Source organism: Aminobacter carboxidus (assembly GCF_014863355.1).
In the GTDB taxonomy this organism is placed as follows: domain Bacteria; phylum Pseudomonadota; class Alphaproteobacteria; order Rhizobiales; family Rhizobiaceae; genus Aminobacter; species Aminobacter carboxidus.
Window position 1 is genome coordinate 544,759 of record NZ_JACZEP010000001.1, and the last position, 17,523, is coordinate 562,281.

The window sequence follows — 17,523 nt, forward strand, 5'->3', positions numbered from 1 at the left end:
TTTGTCAGGCTTCTATCAGTGGCTTCTGGTGGTAGACCGAGTGCCAGACCTGGTTGCGGATCTCCGCAAATTCCTTGGACAGGCGCACCTCCTCGTTGCGCTCGGCCGGCAGGTCGACTGGGATGATCTTGTGCAGCCGCCCGGGACGGGCAGCCATGACGATGACGCGGTTGGCGAGATAGACTGCCTCGTCTACGTCGTGGGTGATAAAGAAGACGGTGCGGCGCTCGCGGCTCCAGGTGTCGAGCAACTGGTCCTGCATGTGCACCCTGGTTAGGGCGTCGAGCGCGCCGAAGGGTTCGTCCATCAAAAGCATTGTCGGGTCGACGGCATAGGCACGCGCAATGGCGCAGCGCTGCTTCATGCCGCCCGAAAGCGTCTTGGGCAGCGCGTCGGCGAAGTCGCTCAGCCCGACAAGGCCGATGAAGTGATCTGAGATGCGGCGTCGTTCGGCTGCCGGCAGACCCTTGATGCGCAGGCCGAACTCGACGTTCTGGCGCACGCTCAGCCACGGAAACAGTGCGTATTGCTGGAAGATGACGCCGCGCTCCGGCCCCGGACCACTGACCGGCTTGCCGTCGACCAGCACCTCTCCGTCCGACACACCCATCAGGCCCGCGGCGATGTTCATCGCCGTCGACTTGCCGCAGCCGGATGGGCCGACGACGGTGACGAACTCGCCGTCGGCGATCTCGAGGTTGAGCCGGTCGAGCGCCAGGAACGACTTCTCGCCTTCGCCGAAGCGGCGGCTGACATTGCGAAAGGAGAGCTTGGAATGGGTCATTGGGCGCGCTCCTGCCAACTGGTGAGGCGACGTTCGGCGGCCTGGAGCAGACGGTCCATCACCAGCCCGAGAATGCCGATGGTGATCAGGCTGACGAAGATCGTCGGCAGGTCGTAGTAGAGCTGGGCTTGTTGCATGCGGAAACCGAGGCCCGATTGCGCCGCAATCAGTTCGGCCGCCACCACCGTCGCCCAGGCCGAACCGAGGCCGATGCGCACGCCGACGAGAATGAAGGGGATGGAGGCGGGGATGACGACACGCGGGAAGATCACCCTGTCCCTGGCGCCAAGCACGCGGGCGGCATTGATCAGCGTGCGGTCGACGCTGATGACGCCCTGGTAGGTGGCAACGACGCAGGACAGGAACGAGGCGAGGAAGATGACGAAGATCTTGGGCGCCTCGTCGATGCCCATGGTGACGATGGCGAGCGGGATCACCGCCAGCGGCGGGATCATGCGGAAGAACTGGACATAGGGTTCGATCAGCGCACGGGCGATCTTGTACCAGCCCATCAGAAAGCCGACGGGGATGGCGAGTGCCGCACCGAGCACGAAGCCGGTGAGCACGCGCTTGAGGCTGGAGAAGATGTCGAGCGCCAGCTGGCCGTTGACGGCAAGTTCGATGGCGCGCACGAAGACCTCGTGCGGGCCGGGCAGGACGACGAGCTTGGCCGCCGTGATGGCCCACCAGAAGGCAAGGCCGGCGAGAAATGCCACGGCGTTGAGCGCGAGGCCGGGCAGGTGCAATCCGAGGCGCGAAAAACGCGTACCCGGAGCGCCGGCCGTCGAAGGCGCGGCGCTCAATGGAGTGCTCCCGAGTAGAAGAATTGGTCAAGCGCGACGGCCGCGCCACCGATGGCGCCGGACTGCGCGCCGAACGTCGCGCGCTTGAGGTTCAGTATGTCGCGCATGTGCGGCATGATGCGGGGCGGCAGATCACGTTCCAGCCGCTCGAACAGGGATTGCGGCGCCTCGCCGAGATGCCCGCCGAAGACGATCAGGTCCGGGCTCAGTATGTTGACCGCGCTGGCCAGGGCCGTGGTCAGGTGCCGCAGCACCACGTCCCAGGCCTGGGAATTGCGTTCGACGTGGCCGAGCAGGCCGTCCGGCGCCACGCCCTCAAGGCCGGCCGCATCCATCAAGGCGCGTTCGCAGACGAAGGTTTCGAGGCAGCCGACATTGCCGCAGGCGCAGCGCTTGCCTTCTGGTGCTATCTGGATGTGGCCGAGCTCGACGGCGCCATGGCCGCCCGGCCTGAACGGCGCACCGTCGACCATCAGCCCGGCGCCGAGGCCGGTACGCAGATATATGTAGAGCAGGGCCGGCACGTTCTTGCCGATGCCGTAGCGGCTTTCGGCGAGCGCCATGGCGCTGACATTGTGCTCGACGGTTGTCGGAAGCCTCAGCGCATCCTCGAGCTTGTCAGCGAGCGGCACGTTGCGCCAGCCGACATTGAGCGAGGCAAGGGCTGCGCGCCGCGCCGGATCGACGGGGCCGGGCACGCCGATGCCGACACCGAGCAGCTTGCTGGTCTCGATCTGCACCTCGGCAGCCAATTCGGTGACCTTGCGGGCAACCTGGCCGACGATTTCGTCGGGATCGGCCGCCCCCATGTCGAACGCGAATGCCGTGGTGGCCTTGGGCCGGGCGAGGAGGTCGGTGATGGCGATCTGGACATTGCCGGCACCGATATGGACCCCGGCAACACTGCGCGCCTCGGGCGCAAGCTTCACCGCCTGTGCCGGTCGTCCGACCACTCCGTTGGGACCGTTGATGTCGCCTTCGAGGATAGAGCCGTCGCGCAGCAGTGCGGCGGTGACATGGGTAAGTGTTGTCGCCGACAGCTTCGACCGGCGCGACAGGTCTGCCCGTGATTGCGGCCCCTCGTCGCGCAAGATGCGCAGGATATGGCCATGGTGCACGCCCATCCGGTTCCTCCCTTATTATTTTCTAAACTTTAGAAATTAATTAAGACGAGTCAACCGGTTTCTGAGCGGGCGGGATTTCAGCTCTTCCTTGCCGCCGTCTTGAGGGACCGTACCGGGAGCGGTGGGGCAGGGCAGCTGTGGTCGATGCCGACAAGGGCCGGGAGTGGCGCGGGGGGCGAGATTGGCGGAGCCAGACAGCAGGCCAGCGCAAGGAAGGCTTAATGAAGGTTACCGAAAGATTACCGCTAAATATTTGATTTTATTATACTCGATGCAATGTTGCCGCAATGCACAAGGGGCAAGTTACGCTCGCAACCAATGATATGGTGCACGGGACTTGGCCGGCGGGTTTCTCCCCCCGTTCCCGCCACGTCGAGGCCCCGTCAATGGGCTGCGAGGCTTCTGCTTCGCAGCCCCACGCAAATGTCGGAGCAAGAACTAACATGTCCACGCGGAATCTGTTTTTCGTCGTATTCGCTGGCCTCGCGCCTTTCGCTATGCCTGCAATGGCCGCTGACATCGCCCAGAACTATGAGGCGCCGCAGGATTTTTCCAATCAGGCCTATGACTGGTCTGGCACCTATGCCGGTATCCATCTCGGCTCGGCCTCCTCGGGCTTGCCAAACCCGTTTGCCGACAAGAGCGGCTGGCAGCTCGGCGGCCAGGTCGGCACCAACTTCCAGTCCGGCTCGATGGTATACGGCGCCGAGCTCGAAGGCAGCTACTCCAAGGGCTCCAAGTACAATCTCGGCGGCGGTGCGGAGCTGCAGCGCACCTGGAACGGTGCTGCCAAGGTTCGCGCCGGCGTCGCCCTCGACCGCACGCTGATCTACGGCACCGCCGGCTACTCAATGGCCAAGTTCAAGGGCAAGGGCAACGTCATTTCCGATGACAAGTGGGAAGGCGGCTACCTGGTCGGCGGCGGTATCGAGCAGGCCTTCGATGGCGGCCTCAGAGGGCGCGTCGAGTACAACTACGTCAACTATGGCGACGTGAACGCGGTGGTAAAGGGCGGCGGCCGCCGCAGCGAAGACCTTGCCAGCCATAGCGTCAAGCTCGGCCTGAACTACGGCTTCTGACCAGCACTTTCCGGGCGCTCACGTCGCTCGGGAGGAGATTGCCCGTCAAGGCGCTGGCTGCGTCCCTGTCCTCCAGGAGGACGCGAGCCGCGCCGGCGACGGTGTGCCAGCACATCGAAGGCAGGTTCAGCTCCCAATCGACCTGTTTTCGATGATCGGGCAATGGCCCGGAAAGGATGTCTCATGTCTGTGTCACGGATCCTGGCCTGCGCGATTGCCGCCAGCCTGCTCATTAGCCTGCCGGCACAGGCCCGCGGCAGCAGCACCGGCAACGAGCCGGTGCTGCTGGTCGGCGGCGGCTATTGGGACGACGATGACGACATCGACTGCGACTGGCCGCGCGATCGCTACGAGCGCCGCCAGTGCGAGCGCTGGCGCGACAGACAGGATCGCCGCGACCGCCACAAGCGCGACAAGGACACCGAAGCCGCCATCGGCCTCGGCATCCTCGGCCTTGCCGTCGGCGCCATCGTTGCCGGATCGGTGGCCGAGCAGAATTCCCGGGATCGACAGCGCGACCAGTGGAGCGGCCCGTGCCACCGCCGCTACGGCTACGACCGCCGCAGCAACACCTTCATCGGCGAGGGTGGCCGCCGCTTCTACTGTCGCTAGGGGTGAGCGCTTCGGCTCTCTATTCAGCGTTATTGCCGTGGATGCATGGCAGTCTGGGTTTTCGCTCTAGGCTGTTTGTTCTTATGGCTGCGCCCAAGTCGAAGAACTGCTATATCGACTGGGATGGTCGTTCCAACCCGGTGATATGCTAATGAAGCTATTGGTAGCGGTCGGCGCCTTCGCTACGATGACGGTGGCATCTGCTGCCGACGAGTGCCTTACGGCAAGGGGCTACAATATTTGCGAGGCTGCTGTGAGAATCCAGCAGAAGTTCGCCAGTTCACTGCCGATGCAGGTCAGCGATAATGTCACTGTGCACAGCGCTTTAGTCTTCGGGCGCCGCTTAAGTTTTCATGCAGTTTGGGCTCAGTCGAACGCTGAATTGACCACGATGTTGGAGGCAGGTGGGATCACCAAGGCTCAACTGGTCGAGAAAGTCGGGTGGCAAACGAAGTCAATGATATGCGGTCAGTTTGCTACCAACGCATTCGTGCAACTGGGTGGCGAGGTCGAATACAACTATCGGACTTCTGACGCTGTCCCCGTAGCGACGGCATTGGTCGACGACTGCCCCCAGCCATAAGTCGAACCTAGATCAATCACTTGGCAATGCCTTTTACACCTTCCGGGCCCAGCGCATTGTTGTACTGGCCGCAGTCGATTTTCTGCTCGATGCGGAAGTCCAATATCTCGCGATACGTAGAGGAGCGCATTGTGTCGATGAATTTCTCGGTCAGAACAGCCTTCTCACCGGATGATAAGTTCGGGTTTTCATAGAGAAATTCCTTAGCCTTTGGCCGGCAAACACCGATCACCGCTTCGACGATGGCATCCAGCGGAAAGCAATAAGCGCCATAGTACTGGGCATTTTGCCGCATGCACATCACATATGCCGAGCCATCTGCTCTGGCAGAAGTTGTCAGGGCGGTGAGGCTGGTTAGTGCAAGTATAAATCCGCGCATAGTACGCACTGAACTCGAAATCCAAAATCCTTTCAAGCCCTGAATTGGAGAGCCCGATGGCTCGTCCTGACACTGCTGCCATCCGTATTCTCGCGCGCTCGCGAACTGGTCGACGAGTTCATTGTCGAGATTGGCGCAGGACATGGCGATCTCAGGCGATGTCGGTTCGCTCGCCATCGCTACCGGCATGCGCTACGGCTAGGCGGTCGGCCATCCGGCCGACCTCAATTTCGGCGATTGTTTTGCCTATGCCTGCGCCCGGTCGCTGGGCGCGAAGCTGCTCTACAAGGGCAGCGACTTTTCCAGAACCGATCTGGCCTGACCGATCCGGCCTGGCCAACTTGGTCTGGCAGGTTCGCCAGGCCAACAGGCGGATCACTCCGCCGGGGCCAGCACCGCCGGCCGGGCGACCGGGCGTTCCTTGATCGGCCAGTGGACGACCGCGGCGAACAGGCCAAGGATCACGCCGAGCCACCAGACCGGGTTGTAGGACCCGAAATGGTCGTAGAGATAGCCGCCGAGCCAGACGCCGAGGAACGAACCGATCTGGTGCGAGAAGAACACAATGCCGCCAAGCATGCCGAGGTGGCGGGTGCCGAACATGATGGCAACGAGGCCGTTGGTCGGCGGCACGGTCGACAGCCACAGCAGGCCCATGATGATGGCGAAGACGACGACGGTGGTCGGTGTCTGCGGCACCAGCAGGAACACCGTCACCAGCACCGAGCGGGCAATGTAGATCCAGGCAAGGAAGTGCGGCTTCGAATATTTCTGGCCGATGACGCCGGAGGCGAGCGAGCCGATGACGTTGAAAAAGCCGATCAGCGCCAGCGCGATGACGGCGTAGCGCGCATCGATGCCGATGTCCCTGATATAAGCAGGGAAATGGGCGGTGATGAAGGCGACCTGGAAGCCGCAGACGAAGAAGCCAGAAACCAGCAAGAGATAGCTCTTGTGGGCAAAGGCCTCGGACAGCGCCTGACTGAGCGTCTGCTCGATCTCGGCCTGCGAGACCTTGCCGGAGCGCGAATTACCGACAAGCGGGATTGCCAGCACCGGGATCACCAGCATGGCGATCGACATGTATACGAGCGTGTCGGACCAGCCATATGCGTCGATCAGCCCCTGACTGATCGGTGCGAAGACGAACATGCCGGCGGAACCGGCGGCGGTGCCGATGCCGAACACGATCGAGCGGTTCTGCGGGTTGGTGTTGCGGGCAAAGGCCGCGAGCACGATGCTGAACGAGCCGGCGGCAACGCCGAGGCCGACGAGCACGCCGCCACTGAGATGCAGCATGCCGGCACTGTCGGCATGGGCCATCAGATAGAGGCCGACCGAATAGAGCACGGCGCCTAGTGTCAGCACGCGCCAACTGCCGAAGCGGTCGGCGATGGCGCCGAAGATCGGTTGGCCGAGGCCCCAGCACAGGTTCTGGATCGCCATGGCGAGACCGAAGGTGGTGCGGTCCCAGCCCTTTTCGGCGAGCATCGGCAGCTGGAAGAAGCCCATCGCCGAGCGCGGGCCGAAGGTCAGCGCCGCAATCAGGCAGCCACAAATAATGATGAGCCAAGGTATTTTCGACCCCGACCTAGTGTTCACCGCCGCTGCCGTCATCGTCAGATCTCCCGTGAGTGGAATGTTTTTACCCGATCCGCAGCGATGTTCAAAATCAATTGAACTAGGGAAAAGGTTCAAGATTTCTGATGTGTCGGGAATAGAACGATGCCGCCAGTCGTTAGTTGTGCGCTTGGGTGACTGGGGTTCAGTCAGCTGCTTGCGTCGCGCCGATTCGGCGCGTTCAATCGACGTCAAAGAGGACGACTTGCGATCCGCGGTCATGGACGAAAAGAAGGCAGCGATACTTCAGGAAATCCCCCGGCTGCGCCGCTATGCGCGCGCGCTTTTGCGCGACCGCGATTCCGCCGACGATCTCGTCCAGGACAGTCTCGAGCGCGCGCTGGTGCGCATGGACAATTGGCGAACCGGAGAAAGCCCCAGGAGGTGGCTGTTTACGATCATGCACCATCTATTCATCGACCAGATGCGCAAGGTGAGCCGGCGCGGCGAGGCGTCGATCCTGTCGCTCGACGCGACCGAGGCGCTGGCGACCCCTGCGACGCAGACCGAAAGTGTCGCTTCGCGCGAGATCGTCGATGCGTTGCAGCAGATCAGCCCCGACCGCCGCGCCGCTCTGGTGATGGTTGCCATCGAAGGATTTTCATATGCCGAGGCCGCAACGATGCTCGGTGTGCCGGCCGGCACGCTGATGTCACGCATCGCGCGCGGCCGCGAGGAACTGCGCGGGCTGCTTGACGACCAGGCACGCCGGCGGGCGATAAGGATCGTCGAGAAATGACCGCGCGCAGCTTTACCGACCGTGACATCCACCTGGCCCTCGACGGCGAGCTGCCGGAGGACGAGCGCGCCGCCTACCAGATGTGGCTCGAAGCCAATCCCGACATGAAGGCCAAAAGCCTGCGTTTTGCGGCCGATAACGCCGCCTTGCGTAACCTGTTTGCTGGTGTGCTCGAAGAGCCGGTGCCGTCGCGGCTGGTAACAGCGGTCAATGGCGATGGCCCCAGGCGCAAGCAGGCGACGCCGTGGTGGCGAATGGCGGCTGCAGCGGCATTGCTGATCGCAGGCGGGGTCGGCGGATATCTTGCCGGGATGAGCGGCATCGGCATGGGAGCCGATTCCGACGACCGCATGGCCCAACTGGCGATCGCGGCGCACCAGACATTCGCCGCCGACAAGAACCGGCCGGTCGAAGTCGACGGCAGCGACCAGGCCTATCTGACCGGCTGGCTGTCCAAGCGAACCGGCTTGACGCTTGTGGCGCCGGACCTGACCAAGAACGGTTTTACGCTGCTGGGCGGGCGCCTAGTGCCGGCGAATGGCAGCACGGCGGCGCTGATGCTCTATGCGGACGCCGAGGGCAACCGCATCTCGGTCTATGTCGTCGCCGAAGGCACTGAACGCTCCAAGGGTACTTTCACCCTGGCGAGCGGTGGCCCCGAGGCGGTCTACTGGCAGGACGAAGGCTATGGCTGCGCCATCGTCGGCACGTTGCCGCCCGAGCAGATGGGCGTGGTCGCCAAGGACGCCTACAAGCAGCTGATCGCGGGAGCCGGGCTGGCGCGGTCGTAGGCAGTGGCTCTTTCGCGGGGGCGCTGCTTGTACTGCTTGCACCTCTGTACCTTGGGTAGCTGGGCAGCCCGCTGCTTAGCCCTGTTTGGCTCCCAAGTTGCGGAGCTCCGCCGTTTTCCTGATGGCATGTGGCCATTGGGCGGCCACGGCATGGATTCCCGACACTCTCCGCTCGTTTCACTCGCTCACGAGATCGGGAATGACGGATCGTGTGGGTGTCTCGCCAATCTCCGACCACTGTGACTGACGGATACCTTGCCCCGGGAGCTATGTTGAAGGTTGGCCGAGACGGCACCTCCAGCCCGTCATTCCCGACCTCGTGAGCGAGTGAAACGAGCGGAGAGTGTCGGGAATCCATGCCGCGACAGCAGAGTGGCCACAAGCCATAAGGAACCGGGGTACGTAGCCGGGCCGTGTCCAAAAGCTTCCCGGTGCTTGCAGCCAGCCAAGACTCGGCAGCAAGCACCGGCTACCCAGATCCGGAAACACGAGCGCAACAGGACCTGAAGGCTCGACGTTTTTCGGCGCCCTTTCCTATGAGATTCATATGCCCGAGCAGTGCCCGGCCATGTCACAATAAGGCCCGAATCGAGGCGTGACTGCGCAGTGCAAACGCGGGCGCGCCAGCGCTTCGCAGGGACATTCCTTCAGGGCTCCTCTCGCCCAGACGAGGTTCTCAGGACCAGATGGCTGCCGACATTCGTACGGCCCGCGCTGAAGATGTCGATGCGCTTGTCGCCATCGAGAACGCCGTCTTTGAAGGCGACCGGATTTCGCGCCGCTCCTTCCGCCAACTGATCGATCACGAAACCGCGCAGGCGCTTGTCGCTGACAGCAACGGCCGCCTTGCCGGCTATGCGATGGTGCTGTTTCGCAAGGGCAGCGGCGTGGCGCGGCTTTATTCCTTCGCCATTGCACCCGATTTTGGCGGCAAGGGCATCGGCCGCAGCCTGCTCGATGCCGCCGAGCACGTCGCCTACGAGCATGGCCGCATGATGCTGCGGCTCGAGGTACGCCAGGACAATGGACGCGCTATCCGGCTCTACGAGCAAAACGGCTATCGCAGGATCGGCCACGAGGCCGACTATTACGAAGACGGTATGGCAGCGCTGCGCTACGAAAAGACGCTGCGCGGCGACGTGCCGGTGGCAACCAAGGTGCCGTTCTACGCCCAGACCTGCGATTTCACCTGCGGGCCGTGCTGCCTGATGATGGCGATGGCCAATTTCGACCGCAAGTTCGTGCCGGACCCGGTGATGGAGGTCAGGCTTTGGCGCGAGGCGACGACGATCTTCATGATGTCGGGGCCGGGCGGCTGCGAGCCGTTCGGGCTGGCGGTGGCTGGCCATGAGGCGGGGCTTGGCGCGGAGATCTTCGTATCCGCCGAGGGCGCGCTGTTTCTGCAGTCCGTCCGCACCGCCGAAAAACGCCGAGTGATGGAGCTGGCGCAGGCCGATTTCCGCGCCCGCGCCGAAAAATACGCGATCCCCGTGACCTACCGCCCGTTCGCGCTCGACGACATCAGGGGCAAGCTGGCCGAGGGCAAGCTGGTGCTGGTGCTGATCTCGGGCTTTCTGATGTTCGGCAAGAAGGTGCCGCACTGGGTTCTGGCCATCGGCGACGATGGCGGCCACATCTTGATCCATGACCCGTGGATCGAGGACGAGCAGCGCGAGACGGCGTCGGACGCCGCCAACATACCCGTTCCCTACGACATCTTCATGCGCATGGCGCAGTTCGGCCGCGACGGCCTGCGCGCCGCAATCACTCTCGGAAAGCCTTCGAAACGATGACCTGGGTCATTCTCACCGGCCGGCAAAGCGACCTCGACCAGACCGCGACGCCGCACAAGATCATCACCAACCGCGACTATCTCGCCCATCCGGCGCTGTTTCGCGGCCAGCGGCCGAAGATCATCAACCTGTCGAACCGCTATGCCTACCAGAGCCGGGGCTATTATGCTTCGCTCCTGGCCGGTTCGCGCGGCCACAAGGTGATCCCGACCGTCGAGACGATGATCGACCTGTCCGAACGCAAGCTCTACGAAAATGCGCTGCCTGAACTCGAGTTGGCGCTCAACAAGTGCCGCAAGGACTTGGGCGGGGCATTCCCGGCCAAGGTGACGATTTTCTTCGGCGTCGGCCCGACCAAGGCCTGGGACCGTTTCACCCGGCTTTTGTTCGACTGGTTCCGCGCGCCGGCGCTGGAGGTCGCGATCAAGGACGGCGAATGGGCGTCGATCCACAAGATCGGCTTTGCAGCACTTGGGCGTCTGGACGCCACCGACAAGAAGCGTTTCGTTGCGGCACTCGAAGCCTATACCAGCCGCGAATGGCGCGACACCAAGGCGCGTACGCCTTCGCGCTATACCTTCGCCACGCTTATCGACCCCAACGAGCAACTGCCGCCGTCGGAGATCTCGTCGCTGCGCTATTGGGCCCGCATCGCCGAGAAGATGGGCGTCGAGGTCGAGCCGATCACCAAGCGGGACCTGGCCAAGCTTGCCAATTACGACGCGCTGCTGATCCGCGAGACGACGTCGATCTCCAACCACACCTACCGCTTCGCCCGCCGCGCCCAGCAGGAGGGCATGCCGGTTATCGACGACCCGCTGTCGATGATCCGCTGCACCAACAAGGTCTATCTCAACGAACTGATGGCCTACAACAACGTGCCGGTGCCGCCGACCGTCATGATCGCCGGCCTGTCGGACCTGCAGGTGGCGGCCGATACGCTTGGTTTTCCGCTGGTGCTGAAGATCCCCGACAGTTCGTTCTCGCGCGGCGTCAAGAAGGCATCGAACTTCGACGAGCTGAAGGCGCTCGCGGCCGCCTGGCTCGAGGATTCGGATCTGCTGATCGCCCAGAAGTTCATGCCGACGCAGTATGACTGGCGCGTCGGCGTGCTCGGTGGCCAGCCGCTGTTTGCCATCCACTATCTGATGGCCAAGAAGCACTGGCAGATCGTCAATCACGACCGCGCCGGCAAGCCCGACGAGGGCGGCATCAAGACGTTCACGCTGAAGCATGCCCCAGCCCATGTTATCGACACCGCCGTGCGCGCCGCGCGCTGCATCGGCGACGGGCTCTATGGCGTCGACCTCAAGGAAACCAAGGATGGCGTCTTCGTCATCGAGGTCAACGACAACCCGAACCTCGACCATGGCGTCGAGGATTCCGGCGAGAAGGACGAGGTCTGGATGCGGCTGACCCAGTGGTTCCTCGACCGGCTGGAGCGCAACGGCAAATAGCCTCGAAAATCATTATACCTAATGGTTGACTATTCCGATTTGCGGCTATACGTTCAACCTTATGGTTGAAGATTCAGAACATCTCGACGCGGTCTTTCACGCGCTTTCCGATCCGACCCGAAGGGCGATGCTCACCGGTCTGGCCAAGGGGCCGCGCAATGTCGGCGACCTGTCGGCCCCGTTCGACATGTCGCTGGCTGCCGCTTCCAAGCACATCAGGGTGCTGGAGAAAGCCGGGCTCGTACGCCGCAGCGTGCAGGGGCGCACCCATGTCTGCAGCCTCGACGCGATGCCGATGCATGCCGGGGTCGAGTGGATGCGTCACTATGAGAAATTCTGGAGCCAGCAGCTCGACACTCTCGAAGCCCTGCTCGTGGCCGAGGACCAGGCCGCGGCGAACAAGCCTTCCAAAACCGGTACTGAAGCGAAGAAGAAAGGGAGCAAGCCATGACTATCCATACTTCTTACGGCGTCGTCACCGAGCCGGGAACGGTGCGCATCGAGCGGCTGCTGCCTGGCCCGGCCGAACGGATCTGGAGCTATCTCACCGACTCCGACAAGCGCAGCCAGTGGCTCGCCGGCGGAGCGATGGAACTGAGAGCAGGTGGACAGGTCGAGAACGTCTTCCGCAATTCGGAACTGACCCGCAACGACGATCCGCCGCCGGCGCATCTGGCGGCTCTCGCCGAGCATCGCGTGCCTGGTGAGATCATCGCCTGCGAGCCGCCTTATCTGCTCGCCTACAGTTGGGGCGGTGCGGCGGAGACGGGCGAAAGCTCCGAAGTGCGCTTCGAACTTGAGCCGCGCAACGACAAGGTGTTGCTGACGGTCACCCATCGCCAGCTCACCGACCCTGGCGCGATGCTGAATGTCGCCGCGGGCTGGCACACCCATCTCGGCATCCTCGCCGCCAGGCTCGAGGGGCGCGAGCCCGACGGCTTCTGGCGCACCCACACCCGGTTGGTCGGCGAATATGCCGAGCGTATTGGCAGGCCGCAGACCGCTGCAAAGGCTGGAGAGTGACATGCTGCTCCACAACCGCATTGCGGTGGTCCATGGTGGTGGTGGCGCGATAGGTGGCGCTGCGGCAAAGGCATTCGCCCGCGATGGCGCCCGCGTCTTCCTCGCCGGGCGCTCGCGCCCCAGGATGGAAGCTGTCGCGGCCGACATTCGCGCCGATGGCGGATTCGCGGAGATCGCTATTGTCGATGCGCTCGATGAGGAAGCCGTCGAACGCCACGCCGGTTCAGTGGCGACGAAAACAGGTGGCATCGACATCGCGCTGAACGCCGTCGGTGTCGCCCATGTGCAGGGAACGCCGCTGGCGGAACTTTCGCTTGCCGATTTCGAAACGCCTGTCGCCGCCTACACCAGGACCAACTTCCTGACCGCCAAAGCTGCAGCGCGCCACATGCGTGGCAAGGGCGTGATCCTGACCCTGTCGACGCCAGGCGCGCGCATGTCCGGTGTGGGCTTTCTCGGCAATGGCGTTGCAAGTGCGGCGGTGGAGGCGTTGTCGCGCATCCTTGCTGGCGAACTCGGGCGGAGCGGCATCAGGGTGATCTGCCTGCGCCCCGACGCCATCCCCGAATCGCTTGCGGTGTCGCATGCGCGCGCCGCCTTCCAAGGCTTTGCCAGCCGGGCCGGCATGTCGGTCGACGAAATGCTCGCTGCCCGCGCCGCCAACGGACCGCTGCTCGGGCGCTTCCCGACGCTGGCCGAGATCGGCGATTTCGCAGCCTTTGCCGCCTCGGATCGGGCAGGGGCCATGACGGGTGCTATCGCCAACCTGAGCTGCGGCACGCTGGTCGACTGACCCACAGCCTTGCCAATTTCCGCCGCCCCTGATCTTCTCCCATAAGAGCGGGGGACGCGGACAACATGCTTTTCTTTGTCATCGAGGATTTTCGCGGCCGCGACCCGAAGGCGATCTATCGCCGTTTCCGCGACAAGGGACGGTTGGCGCCCGAGGGCTTCATCGTCCATCACAGCTGGATTGCCGGCGACATGAGCCGCTGCTTCATGCTGGTGGAGGCCGATGACGTGACGCTGCTTCAGCGCTGGGTCGTCGAATGGGCCGATCTCGTCGGTTTCGAGATCGTGCCCGTTGCCTCGAGCAAGGACACGGTGGCGGGGCTGACCGCCCATCTCTGAGCGGCGATGTCCTGCTGAATGGGCGCGACCACCGTGCGTGGCAGCAGCGGCACCGTTGCCCGCTTGACGCAAAGCCCTGGCGACGTGAATGCTGACGCCAAACAGCAACGGGGACGGGCATGATCGGAGCGGCGGTTCATAACTACCAGCGCAAGCGGGGAATAGGCGAGGCGGCGCGGGTCGATTTCGTCGAGCTGTTCTTCGACCTGGTTTTCGTCTTTGCGATCACCCAGCTGTCGCATCTGTTGCTGCGCGACCTTACGCTGAAGGGTGCGGCCGAAAGCATGCTTCTGCTCGCTGCCGTCTGGTGGGTGTGGAACTACACCGCCTGGGTAACCAATTGGCTCGACCCGACCAAGGCGCCGGTGCGGGCGATGCTCTTCATGCTGATGCTGGCCGGGCTGATGCTGTCGACATCGATACCTGAAGCATTCGAAGGGCGTGGCCTGCAGTTTGCCGTGGCCTACGTCTTCATGCAGTTGGGCCGCACGCTGTTCATGTTGTGGGCGCTCAAGCGTCACAATCCCGACAATCATGCCAACTTCGTGCGCATCGGATTCTGGCTAGCCCTTTCCGGCGTCTTCTGGATTGCCGGCGGGATGGCAGGTGTCGAAAGCCGGTTCCTTCTCTGGGGTATCGCGCTTGCCATCGAGCTGATTTCGCCGGCACTCGGCTTCTGGACACCGTGGCATGGCGCTTCCACGACCGCCGACTGGGATGTCGATGGCGGCCATATGGCCGAGCGCAGCGCGCTGTTCATCATCATCGCGCTGGGCGAATCGATCCTTGTTTCGGGCGCGACCTTCGCCGAACTCGAATGGAACTGGGTCAACTTCGCGGCTTTCCTCACCACCTTCTTCGCCTCGGTGGCGATGTGGCTGATCTATTTCAACGTCGGCCAGGAGGCGGCGCACCATCGTATCTCGTCGGCCGCCGACAAGGGGCGGATCGCCCGCGTCGCCTATACCTACATTCCCGTGGTGCTGGTCGCCGGCATCATCGTGGTGGCCGTCTCGGACGAGTTGGTCCTTGCCCATCCGCTCGGCCACGCCGAAGCAGCCGTGATCTGGACCTCGATCGGCGGCACCGCGCTCTATCTGGTCGGCAACCTGTTGTTCAAGTTCTATGTCGTCGGCCGCGCGCCGCTCTCGCACATCATCGGCCTTGGGCTGCTTGCCGCCATGTTGCCCTTCGCCAGCCACATGTCACCGCTGCTGATCGGGGCGGCGACGACCGTGGTGATGGTGCTGGTGACGATCCTCGAACTGCGCGGCCAGCCGAGCGGGCATCAGGCGCATTAGCGGCTGGACGAAGAACCGGAGCGGCCAGGCTTCTGGATCGGGACACTGCCTCGTGTAGTATCCCGGAGAAGTTTCGCTCCGGGACGCACATCATGATCCTCATCGGCCAGTATGACAGCCCTTTCGTTCGCCGTGTCGGCATCGCACTTCGGCTCTATGGCCTGCCGTTCAGGCACGAGCCGTGGTCGGCATTCGGCGACGCCGACAAGATCCGCGCCTACAACCCGCTGACCCGGGTGCCGACGCTGGTGCTCGACAATGGCGAGGTGCTGATCGACAGCCACATGATGCTCGATTATCTCGACAGCCTGGCACCTTCAGGCGAAGCGATGTTCCCGAGGGATGAGCCGGCGCGGCATCAGGCGCTGAAGATCACGACGCTGGCCACCGGCGTCGGCGAAAAGGCGGTCAGCCTGTTTTACGAAAAGCGGCTGCATGCGCAGGTGTCGGAGGTCTGGGTCGAGCGCTGCCGCACGCAGATCGCCTCGGTGCTCGCGGTGCTGGAAACCGAGCGGGCAAAAAGGGGTGGGACCTACTGGTTCGACGATCGCATCGGCCATGCCGACATCGCCGTGGTTGCGGTGTTGCGCTTCATCAACGATGCGCACCAGGGCCTGCTTGATATGGCCGAGTTCCCGGCGCTCGCCGCCGATGTCGCACGGCTGGAGGCGATGCCGGTGTTCCAGCAGATCAGCCAGGCGTTCATCCCGCCGGCCTGAGACTTAGTGGAGCATGGTCTTGCCGGAAAACCTGCAGCCACTTCCTGGGATCATGGTCGGCCGTGGCGCTGCTTTTCGATCGCAGCGAAGCGCTTGAGGAAGGCATCCTGCACGCGTTTTGCCGGCTGCGGCGCCAGATCGAGCCCGTCGGCGGCGATGCCGCGCGGGCGGCCGAAGAACTCGGTCGCTTCTGACACAGCAAAGCCGGCGAGCGCAGTCGCCTCGAAATAGGCCGATATCTGGTCGGCGCGCTTGATGTCCTTCTTCAGCCCCACGCCGATTTCGGCCGGCAGGCCAAAGCGCAGATGGACGGCATGCTGCAGCCGCTCCTCGCACGACTTGTAGCCGCCGCCGACAACCGACTTGAACGGCGAGATCATGTCGCCGATGACATATTCGGGTGCATCGTGCAGCAACGCGGCGAGCAACGCATCCGGCGATGCAGCTGGCACGATCCTGCGAAAGATCTCCTCGACCAGGAGCGAATGCTGGGCCACCGAAAAGGCGTGGTCGCCCGAGGTCTGGCCGTTCCAGCGCGCGACACGGGCGAGGCCGTGGGCGATGTCGGAAATCTCGACGTCGAGCGGCGAGGGGTCGAGCAGGTCGAGGCGTCGGCCCGACAGCATGCGCTGCCAGGCGCGCGGCGGGGCGCCGGGACGGTCAGCCATCAGGCGTCTTCCGCGCTGGCCGCTTCGGGGTAGGTGAAGCTGGCCCAGGCAGGAATTTCGAGCGACACGGCGACGTCGCCGGCAGTGATCTCGCTACCGGCGTCGAGCGCCGCCTTGACCCTGTCGATGCGGGCGATGGCGAGACCGTTCTTGCCGTCGACCGAACCGAGCGCACCCACGACCTTGCCGTCGGCCCTGAGCTCGGTGCCGGCGGCGGGAAGGTCTGCGCCCGCGGTGACCAGAAGCACGCGGCGGCGCGCGGTACCACGATGCTGCATGCGCGACACCACCTCCTGGCCGATGAAGCAGCCTTTCTTGAAACCGACACCGCCCATCTGGTCGAGCAGCACGTCATGCGGAAAGGCGTCCGCCAGCGCATAGTCGGGGCCACTTTCGGCGACACCACTGGCGATGCGGAAGGCATGCCAGTCGGCTTCGCCTGTTGTGGCGGCGGGTGCAGCGCCATAGTGGCGGAACACCGGCGCCTGGAAGCGGCTGTCGCGGACAGTCGTTGTTGAATCAGTTTGCGAAGCGGCTGAATCAGATTGCCATGACACGGCGACAAGCGCCTGATCCTGCTTCGAAATATCGGCCTTGGCACGCAGCCGGTAGAGCATCAGGCGGCGTACGAAATCATCTGATATGTCGGCCCGGCATTCGAGCCTGAGCGCGTTGTCGCCGCTGCGCGAGACCAGGAAGTCGAACATGATCTTGCCTTGCGGGGCGAGCAGCGCGCCCGGTTTGGCCTCGTGCTGACCTAGCGCATCCAGGTCGAGCGTCAGGATGTTTTGCAGGAAATGCTCGGCATCGGGGCCGGAAACATCGATAATGGCGCGGTCTGCGAGGATGGCTGTCGGCATGGACCTGATCTTGCATTTCGGAGAGCCATTACGTAAGCCGCAGGCAATTCCCAGACA

The 17,523-nt window shown here is 63.5% G+C and carries 20 protein-coding genes; 13 read left to right on the forward strand and 7 right to left on the reverse strand.

Annotated features, from left to right (window positions below):
• Positions 1-4: 4 nt before the first annotated feature.
• Genes IHE39_RS02550 through IHE39_RS02560 form a run of 3 tightly spaced genes read right to left on the reverse strand, consistent with a single transcriptional unit; the run spans position 5 to position 2,711 of the window.
• A complete protein-coding gene (locus IHE39_RS02550; protein WP_192565408.1) occupies positions 5-784 on the reverse strand; it encodes an ABC transporter ATP-binding protein in 780 nt (259 codons plus the stop codon).
• Positions 781-1,530 carry an ABC transporter permease gene (locus IHE39_RS02555; protein ID WP_246470719.1) on the reverse strand — a complete coding sequence of 250 codons (750 nt, stop codon included), beginning with the start codon at positions 1,528-1,530 and terminating at the stop codon, positions 781-783. The genes IHE39_RS02550 and IHE39_RS02555 overlap by 4 nt, the downstream gene beginning before the upstream one ends.
• Before the next feature lie 53 nt (positions 1,531-1,583).
• Positions 1,584-2,711, reverse strand: a complete 1,128-nt coding sequence (locus IHE39_RS02560) for an ROK family transcriptional regulator (RefSeq protein ID WP_192565409.1) — start codon at positions 2,709-2,711, stop codon at positions 1,584-1,586.
• Between the two features lie 443 nt (positions 2,712-3,154).
• Between IHE39_RS02560 and IHE39_RS02565 the strand changes: the two genes are divergently transcribed.
• The 3 genes from IHE39_RS02565 (at position 3,155) to IHE39_RS02575 (ending at position 4,985) form a co-directional block, all read left to right on the forward strand.
• Positions 3,155-3,790, forward strand: coding sequence for an outer membrane protein (locus tag IHE39_RS02565; protein ID WP_192565410.1), 636 nt, complete (start codon positions 3,155-3,157; stop codon positions 3,788-3,790).
• Positions 3,791-3,973: 183 nt separating this feature from the next.
• The gene (locus IHE39_RS02570) at positions 3,974-4,402 is read left to right on the forward strand and encodes a hypothetical protein (RefSeq protein ID WP_192565411.1); all 429 of its coding nucleotides are present in this window, start codon (positions 3,974-3,976) and stop codon (positions 4,400-4,402) included.
• A gap of 151 nt (positions 4,403-4,553) precedes the next feature.
• On the forward strand, positions 4,554-4,985 hold the full coding sequence (locus IHE39_RS02575) for a hypothetical protein (RefSeq protein ID WP_184769215.1): 432 nt from the start codon (positions 4,554-4,556) through the stop codon (positions 4,983-4,985).
• 16 nt (positions 4,986-5,001) lie between these two features.
• On the opposite strand, the gene IHE39_RS02580 is transcribed toward IHE39_RS02575, so the two are convergent.
• Positions 5,002-5,553, reverse strand: coding sequence for a hypothetical protein (locus IHE39_RS02580; protein WP_192565412.1), 552 nt, complete (start codon positions 5,551-5,553; stop codon positions 5,002-5,004).
• A gap of 186 nt (positions 5,554-5,739) precedes the next feature.
• Positions 5,740-6,981: an MFS transporter gene (locus IHE39_RS02585; protein WP_434781273.1), complete on the reverse strand. Its 1,242-nt coding sequence runs from the start codon at positions 6,979-6,981 to the stop codon at positions 5,740-5,742.
• 223 nt (positions 6,982-7,204) lie between these two features.
• Here IHE39_RS02585 and IHE39_RS02590 point away from each other — a divergent pair, with 223 nt between their 5' ends.
• From IHE39_RS02590 to IHE39_RS02635, 10 genes are all read left to right on the forward strand, one after another.
• Complete coding sequence (locus tag IHE39_RS02590; RefSeq protein WP_184769522.1) at positions 7,205-7,723, forward strand: sigma-70 family RNA polymerase sigma factor; 519 nt, start codon at positions 7,205-7,207, stop codon at positions 7,721-7,723.
• Positions 7,720-8,514, forward strand: coding sequence for an anti-sigma factor family protein (locus IHE39_RS02595; RefSeq protein WP_192565413.1), 795 nt, complete (start codon positions 7,720-7,722; stop codon positions 8,512-8,514). The genes IHE39_RS02590 and IHE39_RS02595 overlap by 4 nt, the downstream gene beginning before the upstream one ends.
• Positions 8,515-9,200: 686 nt before the next feature.
• Complete coding sequence (locus IHE39_RS02600; protein ID WP_192565414.1) at positions 9,201-10,307, forward strand: peptidase C39 family protein; 1,107 nt, start codon at positions 9,201-9,203, stop codon at positions 10,305-10,307.
• Positions 10,304-11,764: a RimK family ATP-grasp domain-containing protein gene (locus tag IHE39_RS02605; protein WP_192565415.1), complete on the forward strand. Its 1,461-nt coding sequence runs from the start codon at positions 10,304-10,306 to the stop codon at positions 11,762-11,764. Before IHE39_RS02600 ends, IHE39_RS02605 begins: the two co-directional genes overlap by 4 nt.
• Before the next feature lie 25 nt (positions 11,765-11,789).
• Positions 11,790-12,215 carry an ArsR/SmtB family transcription factor gene (locus IHE39_RS02610; RefSeq protein WP_434781274.1) on the forward strand — a complete coding sequence of 142 codons (426 nt, stop codon included), beginning with the start codon at positions 11,790-11,792 and terminating at the stop codon, positions 12,213-12,215.
• A complete protein-coding gene (locus IHE39_RS02615) occupies positions 12,212-12,787 on the forward strand; it encodes an SRPBCC family protein (protein WP_192565416.1) in 576 nt (191 codons plus the stop codon). Before IHE39_RS02610 ends, IHE39_RS02615 begins: the two co-directional genes overlap by 4 nt.
• Position 12,788: 1 nt before the next feature.
• Positions 12,789-13,580 (forward strand): SDR family NAD(P)-dependent oxidoreductase, encoded by a 792-nt coding sequence (locus IHE39_RS02620; RefSeq protein ID WP_192565417.1) that lies wholly within the window; start codon positions 12,789-12,791, stop codon positions 13,578-13,580.
• A 65-nt stretch (positions 13,581-13,645) separates the two neighbouring features.
• Positions 13,646-13,918 carry a DUF3303 domain-containing protein gene (locus IHE39_RS02625; RefSeq protein ID WP_184773890.1) on the forward strand — a complete coding sequence of 91 codons (273 nt, stop codon included), beginning with the start codon at positions 13,646-13,648 and terminating at the stop codon, positions 13,916-13,918.
• Between the two features lie 119 nt (positions 13,919-14,037).
• Positions 14,038-15,219 (forward strand): low temperature requirement protein A, encoded by a 1,182-nt coding sequence (locus IHE39_RS02630; protein ID WP_184773888.1) that lies wholly within the window; start codon positions 14,038-14,040, stop codon positions 15,217-15,219.
• Between the two features lie 92 nt (positions 15,220-15,311).
• On the forward strand, positions 15,312-15,938 hold the full coding sequence (locus IHE39_RS02635) for a glutathione S-transferase family protein (RefSeq protein WP_184773886.1): 627 nt from the start codon (positions 15,312-15,314) through the stop codon (positions 15,936-15,938).
• A gap of 50 nt (positions 15,939-15,988) precedes the next feature.
• Here the strand turns inward: IHE39_RS02635 and IHE39_RS02640 are convergent, their stop codons facing one another.
• Together IHE39_RS02640 and ygfZ are read right to left on the reverse strand one after the other, a co-directional pair.
• Positions 15,989-16,609 (reverse strand): HD family hydrolase, encoded by a 621-nt coding sequence (locus IHE39_RS02640; protein WP_192566026.1) that lies wholly within the window; start codon positions 16,607-16,609, stop codon positions 15,989-15,991.
• The gene (ygfZ, locus tag IHE39_RS02645; protein WP_192565418.1) at positions 16,606-17,466 is read right to left on the reverse strand and encodes a CAF17-like 4Fe-4S cluster assembly/insertion protein YgfZ; all 861 of its coding nucleotides are present in this window, start codon (positions 17,464-17,466) and stop codon (positions 16,606-16,608) included. The genes IHE39_RS02640 and ygfZ overlap by 4 nt, the downstream gene beginning before the upstream one ends.
• Between the last annotated feature and the right edge of the window lie 57 nt (positions 17,467-17,523).

Coding starts and splice junctions, on each gene's coding strand:
- IHE39_RS02575 (WP_184769215.1), top strand. CDS start 4,554: ATGAAGCTATTGGTAGCGGTCGGCGCCTTCGCTACGATGACGGTGGCA.
- IHE39_RS02570 (WP_192565411.1), top strand. CDS start 3,974: ATGTCTGTGTCACGGATCCTGGCCTGCGCGATTGCCGCCAGCCTGCTC.
- IHE39_RS02615 (WP_192565416.1), top strand. CDS start 12,212: ATGACTATCCATACTTCTTACGGCGTCGTCACCGAGCCGGGAACGGTG.
- IHE39_RS02565 (WP_192565410.1), top strand. CDS start 3,155: ATGTCCACGCGGAATCTGTTTTTCGTCGTATTCGCTGGCCTCGCGCCT.
- ygfZ (WP_192565418.1), bottom strand. CDS start 17,466: ATGCCGACAGCCATCCTCGCAGACCGCGCCATTATCGATGTTTCCGGC.
- IHE39_RS02625 (WP_184773890.1), top strand. CDS start 13,646: ATGCTTTTCTTTGTCATCGAGGATTTTCGCGGCCGCGACCCGAAGGCG.
- IHE39_RS02560 (WP_192565409.1), bottom strand. CDS start 2,711: ATGGGCGTGCACCATGGCCATATCCTGCGCATCTTGCGCGACGAGGGG.
- IHE39_RS02550 (WP_192565408.1), bottom strand. CDS start 784: ATGACCCATTCCAAGCTCTCCTTTCGCAATGTCAGCCGCCGCTTCGGC.
- IHE39_RS02585 (WP_434781273.1), bottom strand. CDS start 6,981: ATGACGGCAGCGGCGGTGAACACTAGGTCGGGGTCGAAAATACCTTGG.
- IHE39_RS02605 (WP_192565415.1), top strand. CDS start 10,304: ATGACCTGGGTCATTCTCACCGGCCGGCAAAGCGACCTCGACCAGACC.
- IHE39_RS02580 (WP_192565412.1), bottom strand. CDS start 5,553: ATGCCGGTAGCGATGGCGAGCGAACCGACATCGCCTGAGATCGCCATG.
- IHE39_RS02620 (WP_192565417.1), top strand. CDS start 12,789: ATGCTGCTCCACAACCGCATTGCGGTGGTCCATGGTGGTGGTGGCGCG.
- IHE39_RS02600 (WP_192565414.1), top strand. CDS start 9,201: ATGGCTGCCGACATTCGTACGGCCCGCGCTGAAGATGTCGATGCGCTT.
- IHE39_RS02595 (WP_192565413.1), top strand. CDS start 7,720: ATGACCGCGCGCAGCTTTACCGACCGTGACATCCACCTGGCCCTCGAC.
- IHE39_RS02590 (WP_184769522.1), top strand. CDS start 7,205: ATGGACGAAAAGAAGGCAGCGATACTTCAGGAAATCCCCCGGCTGCGC.
- IHE39_RS02635 (WP_184773886.1), top strand. CDS start 15,312: ATGATCCTCATCGGCCAGTATGACAGCCCTTTCGTTCGCCGTGTCGGC.
- IHE39_RS02630 (WP_184773888.1), top strand. CDS start 14,038: ATGATCGGAGCGGCGGTTCATAACTACCAGCGCAAGCGGGGAATAGGC.